Source organism: Oerskovia flava (assembly GCF_026163685.1).
GTDB lineage: Bacteria > Actinomycetota > Actinomycetes > Actinomycetales > Cellulomonadaceae > Oerskovia_A > Oerskovia_A flava.
The window spans coordinates 165298-182402 of sequence record NZ_JAOXSR010000006.1; the positions used below are offsets into that span (position 1 = coordinate 165298).

The window sequence follows — 17105 nt, forward strand, 5'->3', positions numbered from 1 at the left end:
GGCGCCGGTCGTCGTCCTACGCGCTCGCTGCCCGCATCCCCTCGCCGACGACGGTCGCCTCGCCCGCGCCGTCGACCACGATCTCCGTGGACGTCGGGCGGGCCGGGGTATGCAGGACGACGAGAGTTCGCTCGGTCCCCACCGGCTCGCCGGTGGTCGGTTCCGCCCCGCGCTGACGGATCGACCGCACCACTCCTCGGCTCCCCTGACCGGTGTAGACCGGCAACGGCACCGGCTCGCGCCGGTGGTGCCCTCGGGTGCGGGGGCGGTCGACGGTCGCGACGAACACGACGATCGCCGCCAGCGTCATGCCGATGAGCACCCACGCGAGCGCGGGCAGCGCGTAGCCGGCTGCGGCGCCGATCGCCGTACCGGCGGCGACGGCTCCGACGAGCCCGCCGACGAGAGATCCGGCGCTCAGCCCGGAGACCTGGCGCATGCGTCCTCCTCGAGATCTGTCCGGCACCGCGGGGGCACCCGTCCGTTGCTCGTGCGCTGGGGTTCCCGACGGTCCGGCTGCCGGGCTCGAGGGCGCTCGCACGCACCCCCTGGCTCCCAGAGTGGCACGAGTGGCCCTCCCTCGTCGGGCGAGCGGGCGGTTTCACCCCGCCGGGCGTGTCGCGCCGTCGGCGCGCCGTGTCACGTCTTGCGTGTCACGTCTTCCGTGTCACGTTTCGCGTGTCATGCCTGCTCGGTACCGAGCCGAAGAACGACCACGAGCGCGCGATGGTCGGACACCCCGGTGTCGACCGCGACGGCGCCCTCGGCCCGCACCGTGCCGTCACCGAGCACGTGGTCGAGCTGCCGGTCGGGCGTCGTGACGGGGAAGGTCAGCGCGGTGGCGAGCGGCTCCCAGCCCGTGATCCGTGCCGGGTGCGGCGCCCGGACGTTGAGGTCGCCGAGCACGACCAGCGGACGCGGTAGGTCGGCGCACGCGCGGGCCAGCCGCTCGAGCTGGACCTCGCCGCGCCCGGCGATGGGGGACAGGTGCGTGGCGACCACGGTCAGCGGACCGGCGGGGGTGCGCAGGCGGGCCGCGAGCGCCACGCGCGGCTCGTCGGTGAGGATCCGGAAGCGCCACGGTCCGCGACGTCGCAGGTTGATCCGGGGGCCGGGCGGGTCGAGGTCGAGGCGCCGGACCCAGTCGGCCGGGTACCGGCTGACGAGCCCGATGCCGTACGCGGGCAGCCAGCCCGAGCCCCAGGGCGCGGGGGTAGGTCCGCTGCGGTGGCGAGCGCGACCGGCTCGGCCGCTGGGCCGGGTTCGGCGGGCACGGAACCACAGGCCCGGCAGGCCGACGATCGCCGGGGCGAAGTGGTGGTAGCGCGCCCCGGCGGCGGCGGCCGCGAGCGCCGTGAGGTCGGCGCCGTGCGAGCGGGGCTGGTGACGTTCGGCCTCCTGGAGCGCCAGGACGTCGGCGTCGAGGTCGGCGACGGCGGCGGCGAGGCGGTCGAGGTCGACCTTCCCGTCGGTGACCGACCGGCCGTGCAGGAGGTTGAAGCTCGCGAACCGCAGCACGCATGCCGGGTCCGGTGCGGTGCTCACGTGCTCACACGCTCCGGCGCCAGGTCACGAGGCGCTCGACGGCCTGGGCGACGAGCGTGGGGTCGGCCGCGAAGGAGAGGCGGACCCAGTCGTGGCCGTGCACGTCGTCGAAGTCGGTGCCGGGGGTGAGGGCGACGCCCGCCTCGGCGAGGACCCGCTCGCACCAGGTGACGGAGTCGAGCCCGGAGGCGGAGACGTCGGCGTAGACGTAGAACGCGCCGTCGGCGGGGGCGGTCTGCGTCCACCCGAGGTCGTCGAGGCGGTTCAGCACGAGCTCGCGGGAGGCGGCGTAGCGGGCGACGTTCTCCGCGGCCGCGGCGTACCCCTCGGGCGAGAACGCGGCGACGCCCGCGTGCTGGGCGAGCGCGGGCGGGGACAGGGCCACGTTGCCGGCGAGCGCGTCGACGGGCGCGACGAGCTGCTCGGGCAGGAGCAGCCAGCCGAGCCGCCAGCCCGTCATCGCCCAGTACTTCGAGAACGAGTTCACGACGACGGCCCCGGAGTCGAGGTGCTCGGCCGCGGTCGCCGCGGCGCCGGCACTCCCACCGGCACCTGAGCCCGCGCCTGCCCCTGCACCCGAGCCGTAGACGATGCCGTGGTAGATCTCGTCGCTGATGAGGCGAACGTCGTGCTGGGTGCACCAGTCGGCCAGGAGCGCCAGGTCGCCCGGCGGGATCATCGTCCCGGTCGGGTTGGCGGGGCTGGCGACGACCAGCCCGTCGAGCCCCGCCTCGTAGTACGCCTCCATGAGCTGGGAGATCGTGGGCTGGTAGCGGCTCGCAGGGCCGCAGTCGAGCTCGACGACCTCGCAGCCGAGCGCGGTGAGGATGTTGCGGTACGCGGGGTAGCCGGGGCGGGCGAGCGCGACCCGGTCCCCGACGTCGAACGACGCGAGGAACGCCAGGAGGAAGCCCCCGGACGAGCCGGTCGTGACCGCGACGCGCGCCGGGTCGATCTCGAGGTCGTACCAGCGCCGGTAGTGCCCGGCGATGGCCTCACGCAGTGCAGGCGCACCCAGCGCCTCGGTGTACCCGAGGTCCCCCGACTCCAGCAGGTCGATCGCACGACGGCGCACCACCTCGGACGCACCCGTCGCGGGCTCCCCGACGCACAGGTTGATGATCGACTCGCCCGCGGCGCGGCGCGCGTTGGCCGCCGCGAGGACCTCCATGACCGCGAACGGAGGGACGTGGGCACGGCGCGAGACCTTCATCCCCCCATCATGCCCGTCGGGATACATCGTTCGCCCGATCCGCCGGGGCGCCCGCCCTGCTGGGATGGTGCTCATGAGCGAGCACTTCCGTCCGGTCCGGGGGATCGAGGCCCTGTGGCGCGGCGCGTTCGGCGTCGAGCACGGCGGGCACCGGTGGGTCGTCGGCGTCGACTTCCTCGACTGGGACGAGCGGGTCCGGCTCTACCGCGACGGCATCCCCGTCGACGAGCAGCGGACACGGGCGTCGTTCGAGCTCGGCGACGGCGCCCGGCTCGAGGCACGGGTCGGCACGTACGGCATGCGGTACGTCCGGGTCGTCGACGACGAGGGCGCCCGCGACGTCGCGCCCCTGCCCGGCACGGCCGAGGCCTGGCGCGACCGCATGGATCGCGAGCACCCCGACGCCAGCCGGGCGGCCGACACCCTCTCGTGGGTCGTGCTGGCCGTCGCGCTCCTCACGCAGGTCCCCCAGCTCCTGCAGCTCGTCACCGGCCTCCTCGGCCACGAGCCGTGGTTCGTCCTGGACCTGCCGCCCACGGTCAACACCGTCCTGACCGTCCTCGGCCTCGCCGCCGCGCTGGACCGCGGCCTGCGGCGCCGCCACCACCCGATCATCGACGCGTGAGCGGCGGCGCCGACGAGCCGGCTCAGGCCCGCGCCGCGAGCTCCGCGCGCACGTGCTCGACGACGCCGTCCGCCGCGGCCTCGACCTCGGCGAGGCAGACCTCGAAGTCCTCCGGGCCGCCGTACCAGGGGTCGGCGATGTCGAGCACGTGCTCGGGGGAGCCGGGTGCGACGGTCGGCGCCGCGGGGTCGAACGACCTGTACATCCGCACACGACCATTCGGTACACCCTCAGGAGTGCCGTCCGTCAGGCGTCGTAGTGCCCGGGCGTGCTGCGACGTCATGGCGAGGACGAGGTCGTGGGAGACGACGTCGCTCGGACGCACCTGGCGTGCACGGTGCGTCCCGTCGACGACGTGGCCGTGCTCGGCGAGCACCGCCCGCGCCCGGGGGTCGATCGGGTTGCCGTGCTCCTCACCGCTGATCCCGGTGGAGTCGACGACGACCCGGTCGCCCAGCCCGGCGGCCTCGAACCTCTCCCGCAGGACGACCTCCGCCATCGGGGACCGGCAGATGTTGCCCGTGCACACGGTCATGACCCGGAACTGATCGCTCATGGCGCCATTGTGCCCGTCGACGTGACCGGCGTCCGCTCGGCCGCCTGCCCGGGCGCTCAGGCCAGCGACAGGAACAGCTTCTGGAGCTTCTCCACGTCGGCCTCGCCGCTCTCCTCGTCCGCGAGGCACTGCCGCAGACCCGAGGCGATGATGGCGAACCCGGCCCGGTCCAGGGCCTTGGAGACGGCGGACAGCTGCATGACGACGTCGGCGCAGTCGTCGCCCTCGTCCACCATGCGCACGACCGCGGCGAGCTGGCCCTGGGCGCGCTTGAGCCGGTTCGAGACCTTCTTCATCTCGTCCTTGTCGAGCTCCATGTCCGGTCCTCTCCGTCCTGGCGGTCTCGCGCGCGGCGAGCGTCCGAGCGTAGCGCGCGCCTCAGCGCTGCGGGCTGCGTGTGAAGAGCCTCGTGAGGAACGAGCCGCTGGACGGCTCGTCGTCGTGGCCGGCGCACCGCTGCGCACGCGGGACGTTCCCGAGCACGTCCTCGACATGCTCGCCGCACCCGGCCCACGTCACCTTGCCGCACGTCCTGCACGTCACCGCTCTGCACACGGTCGTCTCCTCCGGTCGTCGTTGGTGACACTATACCCCTGGGGGTATCAGGATGCGCAACCCCGACCTCCGTCCCGCGACCGCCGCGCCGACCCGGCGCACCCCGGATACGGTGGAGACATGTCGTCCACCGTGCGATCCGGGCTCGTGGCGGTCACGGGGGCGAGCGGTCGGCTGGGCACCAAGCTCGCGTTCCGGCTCGCCGCCGAGGGTGCGCCGCAGCGCCTCGTCGTGCGCGACCCGGCGGGCGCACCGAGCCTGGGCGACCAGCCGCTCCCCGAGAGCGAGGTCGTCGTGGCGAGCGGCTACACCGACACCCCCGCGCTCGAACGGTGCTTCGACGGCGTCCAGAGCGTGTTCCTCGTCTCCGGGCGGGAGTCCGCCCACCGGGTCGCCGAGCACCGAGGCGCGGTCGACGCGGCCGTCACGGCCGGGGTGGAGCGGATCGTCTACGTGTCGTTCGTGGGAGCGGCCCCCGACGCCGTCTTCACGTTCGCGCGCGACCACTGGCACACCGAGGAGTACATCCGCGCCTCCGGCCTGCGGTACACGTTCCTGCGCGACAACCTCTACCACCTGGCGCTGGCGCAGATGGTCGGCGACGACGGGGTGATCCGCGGCCCCGCCGGCGACGGGCGGGTCGCGTCGGTCGCGCACGACGACATCGCCGACGTCGCGACCGCCGTCCTGCTCGACGAGAGCTCCCGGCAGCACGACGGCGCCACGTACGACCTCACCGGCCCCGAGGCCCTCACCCTCCACGAGGTGGCGGCGACGCTCAGCGACGTCACCGGGCGGCGGATCGTCTACTACCCCGAGACCCTCGAGGAGGCCTACGCCTCGCGGGCCGCCTTCGGGGCGCCGCAGCACGAGGTCGACGGGTGGGTGTCGTCCTACCGCGCGATCGCGGCGGGCGCGCTGTCGTCGGTGAGCACCGTCGTCCGACGCTTCGCGGGCCGCGGCGCCCGCAGCTTCGCCGACTGGCTCGACGACTACCCGTCCGAGTGGGACCACCTCCTGCCCCGCTGATCGACCTGCCGACCGACCCGCTGATCGCCGTCGGAGAACACCGCCGGAAAATGCTTGGCAGACCCCGCCGGGCGGTCGTAGTGTCGCTGTACACGCGAAAGGAGGTGGTCCTGGAAGTGAATATTCTTCGGACTCGTGAGGTGGTTGCGCGCTAGTCGTCGCGCACCGTTCCAACGGACCGGTCGTGCAGAGCCCGTGAACCGGGCGAGGGTCCAGGCACCTGCCTGACACCCTCGGCGGCGAGCGAGTACCTCGTGACCACCGGAGCCCGTGGGTGTCGTGCCCTCGTCCAGCACGACAGGTGGAGGAATCCACCAGCCCACGGGCTCTTTGCTGCCCGGACCGGCCCGTCAGCGTCGACGGCCGGAGAGGATCACCCCGATCGCGACGAGGCCGCCGACGACCGGGACCCACAGCGCGGTACGGAACGCGTCCAGGCCGGCCTCGGGCCCGAGCACTCCACCGAGGGCGAGCACGCTCACGGCGGTGACGGCCGAGATCCCCATCGCCGCCCCGAACTGGAACGACGTGTTGAGCAGCCCGCTCGCGACGCCCTGCTCGCGCTCCGCCACACCGTCGGTCGCGGCGATCGCCAGGGGTCCGTAGACGAGGGCGAACGCGACGCCGGTGAGCACCATCGACGGCACCATCGCGGGGTACGACCAGTCGAGCTCGGCCCGCCAGAAGAGCGCGACGGCCACGACGCCCGCGCCGAGCCCGGCGGCGATCACCCGCGGGACGCCGAAGCGGTCGACGAGGCGTGGTGTGACGAGCGGGGCGATGACGACGTCGATCGCCATGAGCAGCATGACGAGACCGGTCTGCAGCGCGGTCCAGCCACGCAGCTCCTGCAGGTAGAGAGTGAGGAGCACCTGGAAGCCGTAGAACGAGCCCGCGAAGAGCAGCGCCGAGACGTTCGCCCGCACCAGGCCGCCCGACCGGAGCAGGCCGAGCCGCAGGAGGGGGTACGGCGCGCGCCGCTGGATCGCGACGAACAGCCCGAGGAGGGCGGCGCCGCCCGCGAGCGCCCCGACGGTCCATCCGACTCCCTCGGCAGGGTGCTCGAGCCGGACGATCCCGAGGGCGAGCAGTACCATGGCCGCGGTGGCGGTGACGGCCCCGGCGACGTCCAGGCCGCCGTCGTCCGTGCGGGTCTCGTCGTCGCGGATCATCACGGCGGCGAACGCGAGCAGCACGGCGGCGATGAGCACGGGCGCGAAGAAGACCCAGCGCCAGTGGATCGCCGAGAGCAGCCCGCCCACGACGAGGCCGAGGGAGAAGCCCGCGGCCCCGGCCGCCCCGTAGATGATGAGCGCGCGGTTGCGCAGCGCCCCCTGCGGGAACTGGGTCGTGATGAGGGACAGGCCGGCCGGTGTGAGGAACCCGGCGGCGATGCCCGTGGCGAAGCGTGCGGCCAGGAGCATCCAGCTCTCGGTCGCGAGGCCGCCGAGGCCGGAGAACACGAGGAACACGGTGAGCCAGGCGAGGAACATCCGACGGCGGCCGTAGAGGTCCGCGGCCCGACCGCCGAGCAGCATAAAACCGCCGTAGCCGACGACGTAGGCCGTCACGACGCCGCCCAGCTCACCCGTCGCGAGGCCGAGGTCCTCGCGGATTGACGGCAGCGCGACGGTGAGCATCGCGACGTCGCTGCCCTCGAGGAAGATCGCCCCGCACAGCACCAGCAGGATGCCCCACTCGCGAGGTCGTAGCCGGGCGGGTGCGGGGTGCAGCGTCTGCGTCATCGGGGTCTCCGGGGGGCTACCTGCGGGTCGTCGGTTATCTCTTGATACCGACGCCATCCTGCGACAGGATCTGGAGGCATGGAAGACGGCACATCGGAGTCACCCGGTACCCCCGGGGATACCGTGGACGCGCAGGTCACGGGGCAGGTCGCCCAGCACGACACTGCGCTCGCCGACGAGCACGACGACGAGATCTGGCAGTGGGACACCCGCGAGGGGTGCGAGGTCCGGCAGATCCTCGACCGGGTGGCGGACAAGTGGTCGTTGCTCGCCATCGCGCTGCTCGACCGGCGCACCATGCGCTTCACGGAGCTCAAGCGCGAGATCGACGGCATCAGCCAGCGCATGCTGTCGCGGACGTTGCGCCAGCTGGAGCGCGACGGCATGGTGACCCGCACGGTCCACCCCGTCGTCCCGCCGCGGGTCGACTACGCGCTGACGCCGATGGGCGCGACGCTGCACTCCACGATCAAGTCGCTCGTCGTGTGGACGGAGGACCACCAGCTGGAGATCGCCAGGGCGCGTGCGGAGTACGACGCGCGCCAGCCCACCACCCCCTGAGCCGCGGGCGGCTCAGCCGGGCTTGCGCGCCACGACGAGGAACCGCGGGGCCTCGTCGACGAACTCGTGCCCGGCGGCGAAGTGCAGGTGCAGCGCGCGCAGCGGCGCCTCGAAGCGGGCGATCGCGGCGGGGGAGAGGTCCGCGAGGTCGGGCACCTGCCACGCGATGATCTTGAGGTACCAGAGCAGCGCACCGAGGTCGGTGAAGTGGCGCAGGCCGAGGTGCTCGCGCGCCACGTCGACGACGAAGCCGGCGTCGGTGAGCACGTCGACGGCTCCTTCGAGGGTCACGTCGTCCGGCCCCCACGGCAGCTGCGCGCCGAGCGCCGTGTTCACCCGGATGCCGTCGCGGGTGTCGACCTGCTGGGTGCAGAAGATCCCGCCCGACTCCAGGACCCGGTACACCTCGCCGGGGTCGAACTCCTCGTGGCGGTCGAGCACGACGGCGAACCGGCCGTCCAGGAACGGCAGCGGCAGCTCTTCCGGGCCGACGCGCTCCACCTGCCGCACGTCCACGCCCAGGGGCTCGAGCCGACGGCGGGCCACCGGCAGGTTCGGCGCCCACCCCTCGGTCGCTCCCGACCCGGGCGGGAGGGGCGCGAGCGACGCGAAGACCTCCCCGCCGCCGGTCCCCATGTCGAGCACCGGTCCGCGACCGCTGTGCACGAGCTCGCGCGCGAGCGCGAGGTAGTCCCACGGGAGCGGGTCCTCGGTGCAGCGGCCGGCGACGGGCGAGAGGTCGAACCCTTCGACGGGCTCGGCCCGGGCCCACTCGACGTGCGCCTCGAAGGACGCGTCGGGGGCGGGCGGTGGGCGGGTGGGGCGTTGCGACGCGCCGTCGGGCAGTCCGTCCGGCGCGGCAGCGGGTCCTGCGGCAGGCATGCTGCGATTGTCTCCCGCCGCAGGCGGGCAGTCGAACGGCCGCGCCGTGGTCAGTCGGCCGTCTCTCGCCCGGAGCGCCCGCTGGGACGTGGTTCGAGCACGACGACGGCGGTCGGCGTCGGGCGCCGGGCCGCGTACTCCTCGAGCTTGTCGTCGTACCGTCGCCACGTCTCCCACAGCCGCTCGCGCTCGGCGCCCTCGGCGGCGCGGGCCCGGACCGTGCGGGTGGTGCCGCCCTGGAGGTCGACGGTCACCTCGGGGTCCGCCTGCAGGTTGAGCCACCACGCGGGCTCGGGCGCCGCCCACCCGTTCATGGCGAGCGTGACGAGGTTCGGCCCGTCCTCGACGTAGCCGACGATGACCGTGTGCTCGTTGCCCGTGCGACGTCCCACGGTGTGCAGCCGGAGCGTGCCCCAGCGGTCGGGTCGCGGGCGCCACAGCCCTCGCCGGCCTCGCGTGAGGCGGTAGTAGGCGCGGTGCACCACCCACGCGCCGCGGACGAACCAGCGCGGAGGCAGGCGGGGTGCTCGGTCGGTTCCGTCGGTCGCGGTGCTGGGCATCGACGGCCCTCTCTCCTGCTGCGGTGGCGAGCCCCTGTGTCGCTCCCACGCTCCCGCGGGGAGGACCCCGCCGTCAACAGTCCGACGGACCGTTCAGTCGAGGACCGGGAACTGCGTCCCGAGCCAGAACGCCCCGGCCACGAGGAGTGCGGAGACCGCCAGGAACACGACGTCGCCGAGCCGCACCTTCAGGTACGCGAGCCGGATGCGGCGGCCGGCGTCGTTCTCGGCCGCGAAGGTGAAGCCCTTGGTCTCGAGCGCCTCGACGGTGGTCCGGGTGCGCTTGGCCGTGTTGAGCATCATCGGGTAGAACGCCTGCACGACGGTCGTGCCCAGGCGCACGACGACCCGCCACCCGAGGAACCCCTTCGACGGCAGCGGCGCGGACCGCAGCCGGTGCCCGTCGATGATGGTGTGGAACTCCTCCATGAGCATCGGCAGCATGCGGTAGCCGTAGCTCACGGCGAAGCTCAGCAGCGCGGGCGCCCGCAGGGACAGCAGCGCGTCGGACAGCTTCTCGGGGTCGAGCGAGACGAACGCCGCCATGCTCGCCATGGAGATCGTGCCGAGCTTGAGGGTCAGCTCCGCGAGCGCGACGATGCTCTCGGTCCCACCGCCGAAGATCGCTGCCGCGACGAGCAGGTAGAACCCCTCGGCGAGGAGACCGATGACGAACAGGCCGAGCACGAGCGGTCCCACGCGGCTGACGAGGACGGCGACGGCCGCGAGCACGAACAGCGAGGCGAGCACGGTCACGGAGTGCGTGAACCACGGCACGACCGCGAACAGCAGGTACCACCAGATCACGACGCGCGGGTCGCGCTTCGACAGCAGCCCGCCGCGCGTCGCGTAGGCGGTACGCATGAGCTCGAGCTTGACCCACTCGACGGAGATCGTGTCGCGGTCCTTGCGGTCACGCCGGCGGGCGCGACCCTTCGGCGCGGGGTCGGGTGCGGTCACGGGGCGCGCGGCCGGGGCGACCGGGGTGAGCGGTGGTGCGGTCATCGGGCGTCCGTCCTCGTGCGGTGGGCGTCGGGCAGGTGGGCGTCGGGCAGGTGGGCGTCGGGCAGGTTCGGTGCGAGGCGGGCGAGCAGCTCGGCCACGGACAGCGGGGGCGGGAGCATCCCGATCGTCGCGCCGAGCTGGGCGACCTGCGGCGGCACGAGCCGGGCGCGCGTGAGCACGCCCGGGCGGGAGAAGAGGGTCGCGGGGTCGGTGTCCTCGATGATCCGGCCGCCGTCGAGGACGATCACGCGGTCGGCCCACTCGGCGACGAGGTGCATGTCGTGCGTCGCGACGACGACGCACCGGATGTGCTCGGCGAGCGCCGCGAGCATCTCGATGACGTCGTCGCGGCTGCGCACGTCGAGGCTCGACGTGGGTTCGTCGAGCAGGAGGAGCGCCGGCTGCATGGCGAGCCCGATCGCGAGGGTCGCGCGGCGCTGCTGCCCCCCGGACAGCAGCCGGCCGTCGCGGTCGGCGAGCTCGGCGAGCCGCACGCGGTCCAGGACCCGCTCGACCAGCTCGTCCGCGCCCGAGCGCTTGCGGTCGACCGGGAAGTACCCGACGTCGGCCCGCACGGAGTCCTTGACGAACATCTGCTCGGGGCGCTGGTAGAGGTAGCAGACCTGGTCGGAGAGCTGGGACGCGCTCACGGTCTTGGTGTTGGTCCCGCCCACGACGACGTCGCCCGAGCGGGGCACCTTCAGCCCCGTGAGCAGGCGCAGGAGGGTGGACTTCCCCGCGCCGTTGGACCCGACGAGCGCGACCCGCTCGCCCTCCCGCAGCGTGAGGTCGAGGCCGTCGAGGACCGGGTTCCACGCGCCGGAGACGCTGCGGTACCCGTGCACGACGCCGGAGAGCCGGGCCGCGACCGCGGCCTCACCCTGCCCACGTGGCCGGGTGGTCGCGGGCACCTGGCCCGCAGGCGCCTGGCCCGTGGGTGCCGGGCCCGTGGGTGCCTGACGCGCCCGGGCCGGGCGGTGACCGCGCTCGTCGAGCCAGCGCGCGGCGTCGGGCACCGTGAGGGGCACCGGGCCGTCCTGCTCGAGCGCGCGGGCCACCGCGACGACCTGCGGGGCCGGGATGCCGGCGTCGTCGAGGTCGCTCGTGCGTGCCAGGGCGTCGGCGACCGGCAGGTGCCAGCGCGGGGCGCCGTCGGCCATGAGGACGACCGAGCGGGCGTAGCGGGCGACGAACTCCGCGTGGTGCTCGATGACGACGACCGTCGTGCCCTCGCGGTTGAGCTGCGCGAGCCGCTCGTAGATCTCGGTCGCGCGCGCCGGGTCGAGCTCGGCGACCGGCTCGTCAACGACGATGACCCGGGGGCGCAACGCCATGACGCTCGCGAGCGCCGTCAGGTGCTGCTGCCCGCCCGAGAGCTGCCACGTGAAGCGGTCGGCGAGCTCGGTGATGTCGAGAGCGGCGAGCGCGGTGTCGGCGCGCTCGGACCAGTCGTCGAGCCCGAAGTTCACGGGTGCGAACGTCACCTCGTCCCGCACGGTCGGCCGCACGAGCTGGGCCGCGAAGTCCTGGTAGACGTAGCCGATGCGGTGCGAGAGCGCCGCGACCGTCAGGTCCTGCGTGTCCTCGCCGAGGATGCGCACCGAGCCGACGAGGTCCCCGGACCAGAAGTGCGGCACGAGCCCGTTGAACGTCTTGCACAGCGTCGTCTTGCCCGAGCCGTTCCCGCCCACGACCGCGACGAAGTCACCCTGCTCGATCCGCAGGTCGACACCGCGGAGCGTGTCGTCGGCGGCACCGGGGTAGCGGAACCAGAGGTCCTCCACCTCGATCGCCGGGACCTCGCTCGCCGGGGCCGCGGGGACCGGAGTCATCGGTCGGCACCCCGGCGGCGCACGACGGCCCGCGTGACGAGCACGGCCACGACGAGGACGGCGACGACGGCCGCCACCGACACCCACAGGAACCCGGTGCCGTACTCCTCGAGGAACTCGGGCTCGAACGCGCCCCAGGTGCTGACACCATCCTCGCGGCCGTTGAACTCGTCGAGCTGCTCGACGAACGCGAACAGCGCCGCGAGGAGTGTGAGGGCCACGGCGAGGAGGATGAACGGCGCGGCGCGGCGCCCGCCCAGGGTCGGGGGGTTCGCCGGGTCGCGCGGCTCCATGCCCATGAGCGGCTCGATCTTGCCGTAGAGGCGTGGGGCGAGCCACATGGCCGGCAGGGCGCCGAAGAGGATGCCCGTGACGACCAGCGCGACGAGCAGGTCGATCGCCTCGAGCGCGATGAACCCCTGTACCAGGCCGTCGGCCTCGCCGAGCGAGTCCGGGTCGATGCCGACGAGGACCTTCGCGATGTCGACCGTCGCCGAGAGGAACTTGTCGATGAGCACCGCGACGATCGCGGCGACGGCGAGCTGCCTGCGGTTGCGCGGGTCGCGCACCAGGCACCCGGCGACGTAGAGGCCGAGGAAGAGCTGGACGTAGCCCTCGATCTCGCCGATCCCGGAGAAGTCGCCCATGAGCAGGTCGACGAAGACGATCTCGCCGAGCGGGGCGCCGAGCGCGGCATACAGGGGGTGGAAGAGGGACACCATGACGACGGGGACGAACACGAGGTAGGAGACCGAGATCTCGACGGGCCCGATCGTGATCTCGGGCAGCACCTCGGTGACGATGTTCGCGAGTCCGAAGAGGGTCATCGAGAAGACGAAGACCATGAGCTTCTGGGCGCTCGTCAGCTCGTTCGGTGCACGGCGGAGCCGGCCGGGTGACGTCGGTCGGGTGCGCTCAGGACGCGTGCGTCCTGCGTCGGTCGAGGTGCCGGACGGCGAGGCGCCGGGCGTCGGGGTGCTGGTGGTGGACGTGTCGCTCATGAGAGCTGACCTTTCCGGAGGAGGGCTGGGGTCGTGGTGCTGGACTTCCACAGGTCGAGCAGGTCGGACATCTCGGAGATCACGTGGTCGGGTCGCAGGCCGGCGGTGCGGCCTGCCGTCTCGGTGGGGAGCGTGTCGAGGAGGTCGTCGAGGACGGTGTCGTCGGTCGACCCGCCGCGGACGACGACGGTCGTGCCGATGCCGGCCCGGCGGGCGGCGAGGACGTCGCGGTGCGGCTTGTCGCCGACGAACCAGGCACCCGTGGCGTCGACCGCGAGCGCGTCGAGCGCGGCCCGGACCGTGGCGGGGTCGGGCTTGCGCCGCCCGAGCTCGTCGGAGTAGACGTGCACGCCCACGAGGTGCGCGATCCCGAACGTCTCGAGCTCCTCGCGCACGGCCCGGCCGCACACGGTGTTGGAGACGACGGCCACGGGCACACCGTGCTCCCTGGCCAGCTCGAGGACGTCGCGGACACCGGGGCGCAGGCTCGCGCGGGACTTGGCGCGCGCGTGCCCGAGCATCAGGGCGTGGGCCTCGGCGCGCAGCAGGTCCGGGGTGCCGGGGCCGGCGAGCCCGGCGGCCGCGAGCTCGCCGCCGACCAGGTCGACCCAGAAGGTCGCCGGGTCGATCTCCGGCACCACGTCACCGTCGGCGTGCTCGGCCTTCCACGCCCGGTAGCGCCCACGGCCCGCGGCGACCGCCGCGGCGACCGCCGCGTCCTGCGTCTCGTCGAGGCCCAGCAGTGCGGCGAGCTCGCGGGCGAACGCGAGCCGGGCGGCGTCGTCCACCTCGGAGGTGACGATCACGCCGCCGTGGTCGAGCAGGAGCGCCGTGGGCAGCCCGGTGCCCGACGTCGGCCTGACCGCGCGCGTGCCGGTCGCCGGGGTCGGGGGCTGGTCCTGGGGTCGCGCCTCGGGGACGAGCACGCTGCGGCGCAGCGGCTCGACGAGGCCCTCGGGGGTGTCGTAGACCGCGTCGGGGCGGTCCGTCACGGGGTAGGGCGGGGTGTCGGTGTGATGGTGGCGGGTGACGATCACGGCGCCGACTCCGGCGCGACGGCCCGCGACGACGTCGCGGTCCTGCGTGTCGCCGACGTACCAGCTGCGGTCCGGGGTCGTGCCGAGGGCCCGGGCCGCCATCTCGATGATGGCGGGGTGGGGCTTGCGGATGCCGACCTCGTCCGAGTACACCTGCACCGCGAAGTGGCCGGTGAGGCCGTGCGCGTCGAGGAGCGTGCGGTGCGCGCGGCCCGAGTGCGCGTTGGACACGATGCCGACCGGCACGCCGAGGTCGCGCGCCGTCGCGAGGAGGTCCCGGACGCCGGGGCGCACGACGTGCGCGGACAGGGTCGTCGACATCGTCGCCAGCAGGTCGCCCGCGCTGCCGGCGAGCACCTGGCGCTGCGGGCGGGGCAGGGACGACGCGAGGAAGTCGGTCCAGATCGTCCGGTGGTCGAGCTCGACGGGCTCGAGCCGGCGCCCCGCGGAGTTCTTCCAGTCCTTGAGCGCGGCGAGCCCTGCCTCGATCGACACCAGGAGGTCGGCGGGGTCGGCGTCGTGCCCGGCGCGGGCCAGGACCTGCGCCAGGTGGTCGGCGAAGGCCGCTCGCCCACCGGGGTGCTTGGTCGTCTGGAAGACCACGCCCCCGAAGTCGAGCAGGAGCGCCGCGGGCCGGGCGCGCAGGGCGTCCGGGGACGTGGGCGCGGGCAGGGTCGCGGAGAGCGGGTCGGGGAGGGCTGCGGGAGCGAGCGTGGTCACGGTGACGACCGTAGGGACGCCAGGAGGACACGAGACGACCGTCGGGCGACGGCCGGGTGAACGAGACTGGAACGTTCCAGTTCCTGATGGTGCCCGCGCACCCCGCGTCATGTCCCTGACAGCGAGCGCGAGCGCCCCATGAGCCACAATGGCCGCGTGAGCACCCGCCCGACCCTCCTGGACGTCGCCGCCCGCGCGGGCGTCTCCAAGTCCCTCGTCTCGCTCGCGCTGCGCGGCGACGACGGGGTCGGCGACGCCACCCGGGCGCGCATCCTCGCGGTCGCGGACGAGCTCGGCTACCGGTCGAACACGCTCGCGCGCAGCCTCAAGCAGGGCCGCACCGCGCTCCTCGGCGTCCTGCTGACCAGCCTCGCGAACCCCTACCACACCGACGTCGTCGCCGGCGTGGAGGACGCAGCCGAGGCCGCCGGGCTCACCGTCCTGCTGTCCCACGGCTGGCGCGACCCCGCGCGCCTCGCCCGCCGGCTCGACACGATGCTCGACCTGCACGTCGACGGGGTCGTCGTCATCTCCTCCTGGCTCGACGACGCGCTGCTCACCCGCGCCGCCCGCCGCACGCCCGTCGTCCTCGTCGGCCGCAGCAGCACCCCGGTGCCCGGGATCGACTCGCTGAACAACGACGACGCGCTCGGGGCGGAGCTCGCGGTCGCGCACCTCGCCGAGCACGGGCACACCCGCATCGCGCACCTCGCCGGCGGCACCCGGCCCGCGTCCATCGCCCGCCGCGCCGGGTACGACGCCGCGATGGCCCGGCGCGGCCTCGGCGACCTCCGCCGCACCGTCGGGCACGACGCACCGGACTGGCGCACGGCCGTCGACGCCGCCCTCGCCGACGGCTGCACGGCGGTGTTCGCCCGCAACGACGTCGCCGCGGTCGACCTCCTGGACCACGCGCTCGACTCAGGCCTCGACCTGCCCGCCGACCTGTCCGTCGTCGGCTACGACAACACGGCCCTGGCCGAGCGGTCCCGCCCGCGCCTCACGAGCGTCGACCAGCCACGCCTCACGATGGGTCGGCGCGCCGTCGACCTCCTCCTCGAACGCCTCGGCGGCCGCACCGACGACGTGCACGAGGTCCACCGCCCCGCGCTCGTCGAGCGAGGGTCCGTCGCGCACCGCTCCTGAACCGGCTCGGAGGTGCTGTCGGGAGGCGAGCCTCGCCCACCGCCGGACGCGGAAGACCTCAGGGCGCACGGAACGGCGACCAGCGCGGTACCCAGCAGCGCACCTGGTCGCGGTACGTGAGGTACGGGGCGCCGAGGCGCTCTGCGAGGTCAGCCTCCTCGAGCGGGCGGACCAGCCAGTTCCAGACGAGCGAGCCGCACAGCGCGTAGACCACCACGAGCCACGAGCCGAGGATGAGCCCGACCGCCATGCCCTGAGCGACCCCGGCCAGCGCCATGGGGTTTCGCAGGTGCTGGTACGGGCCGACGACGACCAACCGTCGCGTCGAGGCAGACGGCAGCGGGGTGCCCTCACCGTTCCGGGCCATCGCGAGGGCCGACCAGATGCCGAGAGCGCTGAACAGGAGCAGGAGGACGAACCCGGCAGCCCGTACGCCCAGCGGTAGGGAAACGCCGACTGACCAGCGTCGCTCGAGCAGGAGGATGACGGCGGGGACGACGCCGAGGAAGAAGCTCCAGAAGACGATCACCTGACCGACGGTCTGCCGTACGTGGCGGTCGGTCGAGGTTCCGGTCGCGGGCCGGAAGGCGAACGGCCCGACAAGAATCCGCTCCGCGGGTAGCCGGTCGAACAGGACGAGTGCACCCGCCGCGATCCCGGCCGCCGCGGAGGCGATCATGAGCAGAGCGCCCCAGCCCGCGAGCCCGGTGACGGTCGCATAGACGGCCAGACCTGCGGCGACGACCACGGTCCACACGACGACGACCCGGACAGCGGGCCGCCGGCCGACGGCAGCGAGACCGGATGCCACGACGAACAGCGGAAGATCGAACGCCGCGACGACGACCGGATCCAGTCCGCCGAGCGTCGCCTCGCGGATCCACGGGGTGGTGAACACTCCGATCCACCAGGCGAGACCGAGGAGGCACTGGACCGCGAAGTAGGCCCGTCCGAGCCGTGCGTCGAGGACCGGCGCCCGCCGCGGCGCCAGGACGGGCAAGCGAGGTGAGGCCACAGGTGGAGCCTGTCACGCGCGGGTCGGATGCCGACGACGCGGGCTGCGTGTTGCCGACTCCGCTCTCTACCCGCCGAT

At 73.7% G+C, this 17105-nt stretch carries 17 protein-coding genes; 4 read left to right on the forward strand and 13 right to left on the reverse strand.

Translation table 11 applies throughout. The features are described from left to right. Window positions 1-16 precede the first annotated feature (16 nt). The 3 genes from OHL10_RS11725 to OHL10_RS11735 form a co-directional block, all read right to left on the reverse strand. Entirely contained in the window at window positions 17-439 is a 423-nt protein-coding gene (locus tag OHL10_RS11725; RefSeq protein ID WP_265522402.1) for a hypothetical protein, read from the reverse strand. 242 nt (window positions 440-681) lie between these two features. Continuing rightward, a complete protein-coding gene (locus tag OHL10_RS11730; RefSeq protein WP_265522403.1) occupies window positions 682-1545 on the reverse strand; it encodes an endonuclease/exonuclease/phosphatase family protein in 864 nt (287 codons plus the stop codon). Between the two features lie 4 nt (window positions 1546-1549). Then, complete coding sequence (locus tag OHL10_RS11735; protein WP_265522404.1) at window positions 1550-2758, reverse strand: pyridoxal phosphate-dependent aminotransferase; 1209 nt, start codon at window positions 2756-2758, stop codon at window positions 1550-1552. Between the two features lie 73 nt (window positions 2759-2831). On the opposite strand from OHL10_RS11735, the gene OHL10_RS11740 reads away from it, so the two are divergent. Beyond that, complete coding sequence (locus OHL10_RS11740; RefSeq protein WP_265522405.1) at window positions 2832-3383, forward strand: hypothetical protein; 552 nt, start codon at window positions 2832-2834, stop codon at window positions 3381-3383. Window positions 3384-3405: 22 nt separating this feature from the next. Here the strand turns inward: OHL10_RS11740 and OHL10_RS11745 are convergent, their stop codons facing one another. Both OHL10_RS11745 and OHL10_RS11750 read right to left on the reverse strand, forming a co-directional pair. Continuing rightward, complete coding sequence (locus OHL10_RS11745; RefSeq protein ID WP_265522406.1) at window positions 3406-3939, reverse strand: low molecular weight protein-tyrosine-phosphatase; 534 nt, start codon at window positions 3937-3939, stop codon at window positions 3406-3408. A 56-nt stretch (window positions 3940-3995) separates the two neighbouring features. Further along, window positions 3996-4256 (reverse strand): metal-sensitive transcriptional regulator, encoded by a 261-nt coding sequence (locus OHL10_RS11750; RefSeq protein ID WP_265522407.1) that lies wholly within the window; start codon window positions 4254-4256, stop codon window positions 3996-3998. A gap of 358 nt (window positions 4257-4614) precedes the next feature. Between OHL10_RS11750 and OHL10_RS11755 the strand changes: the two genes are divergently transcribed. Next, on the forward strand, window positions 4615-5523 hold the full coding sequence (locus OHL10_RS11755; protein WP_265522408.1) for an SDR family oxidoreductase: 909 nt from the start codon (window positions 4615-4617) through the stop codon (window positions 5521-5523). A gap of 350 nt (window positions 5524-5873) precedes the next feature. Here the strand turns inward: OHL10_RS11755 and OHL10_RS11760 are convergent, their stop codons facing one another. Further along, window positions 5874-7268, reverse strand: coding sequence for an MFS transporter (locus OHL10_RS11760; RefSeq protein ID WP_265522409.1), 1395 nt, complete (start codon window positions 7266-7268; stop codon window positions 5874-5876). 78 nt (window positions 7269-7346) lie between these two features. Between OHL10_RS11760 and OHL10_RS11765 the strand changes: the two genes are divergently transcribed. After that, entirely contained in the window at window positions 7347-7829 is a 483-nt protein-coding gene (locus OHL10_RS11765) for a winged helix-turn-helix transcriptional regulator (protein ID WP_265522410.1), read from the forward strand. 12 nt (window positions 7830-7841) lie between these two features. Here OHL10_RS11765 and OHL10_RS11770 read toward each other — a convergent pair whose 3' ends face one another. The 6 genes from OHL10_RS11770 to OHL10_RS11795 form a co-directional block, all read right to left on the reverse strand. Continuing rightward, entirely contained in the window at window positions 7842-8711 is an 870-nt protein-coding gene (locus tag OHL10_RS11770; RefSeq protein ID WP_265522411.1) for a class I SAM-dependent methyltransferase, read from the reverse strand. A gap of 50 nt (window positions 8712-8761) precedes the next feature. Beyond that, window positions 8762-9271, reverse strand: a complete 510-nt coding sequence (locus OHL10_RS11775; RefSeq protein WP_265522412.1) for a nitroreductase/quinone reductase family protein — start codon at window positions 9269-9271, stop codon at window positions 8762-8764. A 93-nt stretch (window positions 9272-9364) separates the two neighbouring features. Next, a complete protein-coding gene (locus OHL10_RS11780) occupies window positions 9365-10276 on the reverse strand; it encodes an energy-coupling factor transporter transmembrane component T family protein (protein WP_265522413.1) in 912 nt (303 codons plus the stop codon). Next, the gene (locus OHL10_RS11785; RefSeq protein ID WP_265522414.1) at window positions 10273-12108 is read right to left on the reverse strand and encodes an ABC transporter ATP-binding protein; all 1836 of its coding nucleotides are present in this window, start codon (window positions 12106-12108) and stop codon (window positions 10273-10275) included. Before OHL10_RS11785 ends, OHL10_RS11780 begins: the two co-directional genes overlap by 4 nt. Continuing rightward, entirely contained in the window at window positions 12105-13109 is a 1005-nt protein-coding gene (locus tag OHL10_RS11790; RefSeq protein WP_265522415.1) for a DUF8171 family membrane protein, read from the reverse strand. Before OHL10_RS11790 ends, OHL10_RS11785 begins: the two co-directional genes overlap by 4 nt. Continuing rightward, window positions 13106-14866, reverse strand: coding sequence for an HAD family hydrolase (locus tag OHL10_RS11795; RefSeq protein WP_265522416.1), 1761 nt, complete (start codon window positions 14864-14866; stop codon window positions 13106-13108). The genes OHL10_RS11790 and OHL10_RS11795 overlap by 4 nt, the downstream gene beginning before the upstream one ends. A 156-nt stretch (window positions 14867-15022) precedes the next feature. Between OHL10_RS11795 and OHL10_RS11800 the strand changes: the two genes are divergently transcribed. Next, window positions 15023-16012 carry a LacI family DNA-binding transcriptional regulator gene (locus OHL10_RS11800; protein WP_265522417.1) on the forward strand — a complete coding sequence of 330 codons (990 nt, stop codon included), beginning with the start codon at window positions 15023-15025 and terminating at the stop codon, window positions 16010-16012. A 58-nt stretch (window positions 16013-16070) separates the two neighbouring features. Here the strand turns inward: OHL10_RS11800 and OHL10_RS11805 are convergent, their stop codons facing one another. Further along, on the reverse strand, window positions 16071-17027 hold the full coding sequence (locus OHL10_RS11805; RefSeq protein WP_265522418.1) for a methyltransferase family protein: 957 nt from the start codon (window positions 17025-17027) through the stop codon (window positions 16071-16073). Between the last annotated feature and the right edge of the window lie 78 nt (window positions 17028-17105).

What these genes read in the sequence shown, in the direction of transcription:
- OHL10_RS11785 (WP_265522414.1), bottom strand. Translation starts at nt 12,108, where the DNA reads ATGACTCCGGTCCCCGCGGCCCCGGCGAGCGAGGTCCCGGCGATCGAG.
- OHL10_RS11780 (WP_265522413.1), bottom strand. Translation starts at nt 10,276, where the DNA reads ATGACCGCACCACCGCTCACCCCGGTCGCCCCGGCCGCGCGCCCCGTG.
- OHL10_RS11725 (WP_265522402.1), bottom strand. Translation starts at nt 439, where the DNA reads ATGCGCCAGGTCTCCGGGCTGAGCGCCGGATCTCTCGTCGGCGGGCTC.
- OHL10_RS11740 (WP_265522405.1), top strand. Translation starts at nt 2,832, where the DNA reads ATGAGCGAGCACTTCCGTCCGGTCCGGGGGATCGAGGCCCTGTGGCGC.
- OHL10_RS11790 (WP_265522415.1), bottom strand. Translation starts at nt 13,109, where the DNA reads ATGAGCGACACGTCCACCACCAGCACCCCGACGCCCGGCGCCTCGCCG.
- OHL10_RS11760 (WP_265522409.1), bottom strand. Translation starts at nt 7,268, where the DNA reads ATGACGCAGACGCTGCACCCCGCACCCGCCCGGCTACGACCTCGCGAG.
- OHL10_RS11770 (WP_265522411.1), bottom strand. Translation starts at nt 8,711, where the DNA reads ATGCCTGCCGCAGGACCCGCTGCCGCGCCGGACGGACTGCCCGACGGC.
- OHL10_RS11735 (WP_265522404.1), bottom strand. Translation starts at nt 2,758, where the DNA reads ATGAAGGTCTCGCGCCGTGCCCACGTCCCTCCGTTCGCGGTCATGGAG.
- OHL10_RS11755 (WP_265522408.1), top strand. Translation starts at nt 4,615, where the DNA reads ATGTCGTCCACCGTGCGATCCGGGCTCGTGGCGGTCACGGGGGCGAGC.
- OHL10_RS11765 (WP_265522410.1), top strand. Translation starts at nt 7,347, where the DNA reads ATGGAAGACGGCACATCGGAGTCACCCGGTACCCCCGGGGATACCGTG.
- OHL10_RS11775 (WP_265522412.1), bottom strand. Translation starts at nt 9,271, where the DNA reads ATGCCCAGCACCGCGACCGACGGAACCGACCGAGCACCCCGCCTGCCT.
- OHL10_RS11750 (WP_265522407.1), bottom strand. Translation starts at nt 4,256, where the DNA reads ATGGAGCTCGACAAGGACGAGATGAAGAAGGTCTCGAACCGGCTCAAG.
- OHL10_RS11745 (WP_265522406.1), bottom strand. Translation starts at nt 3,939, where the DNA reads ATGAGCGATCAGTTCCGGGTCATGACCGTGTGCACGGGCAACATCTGC.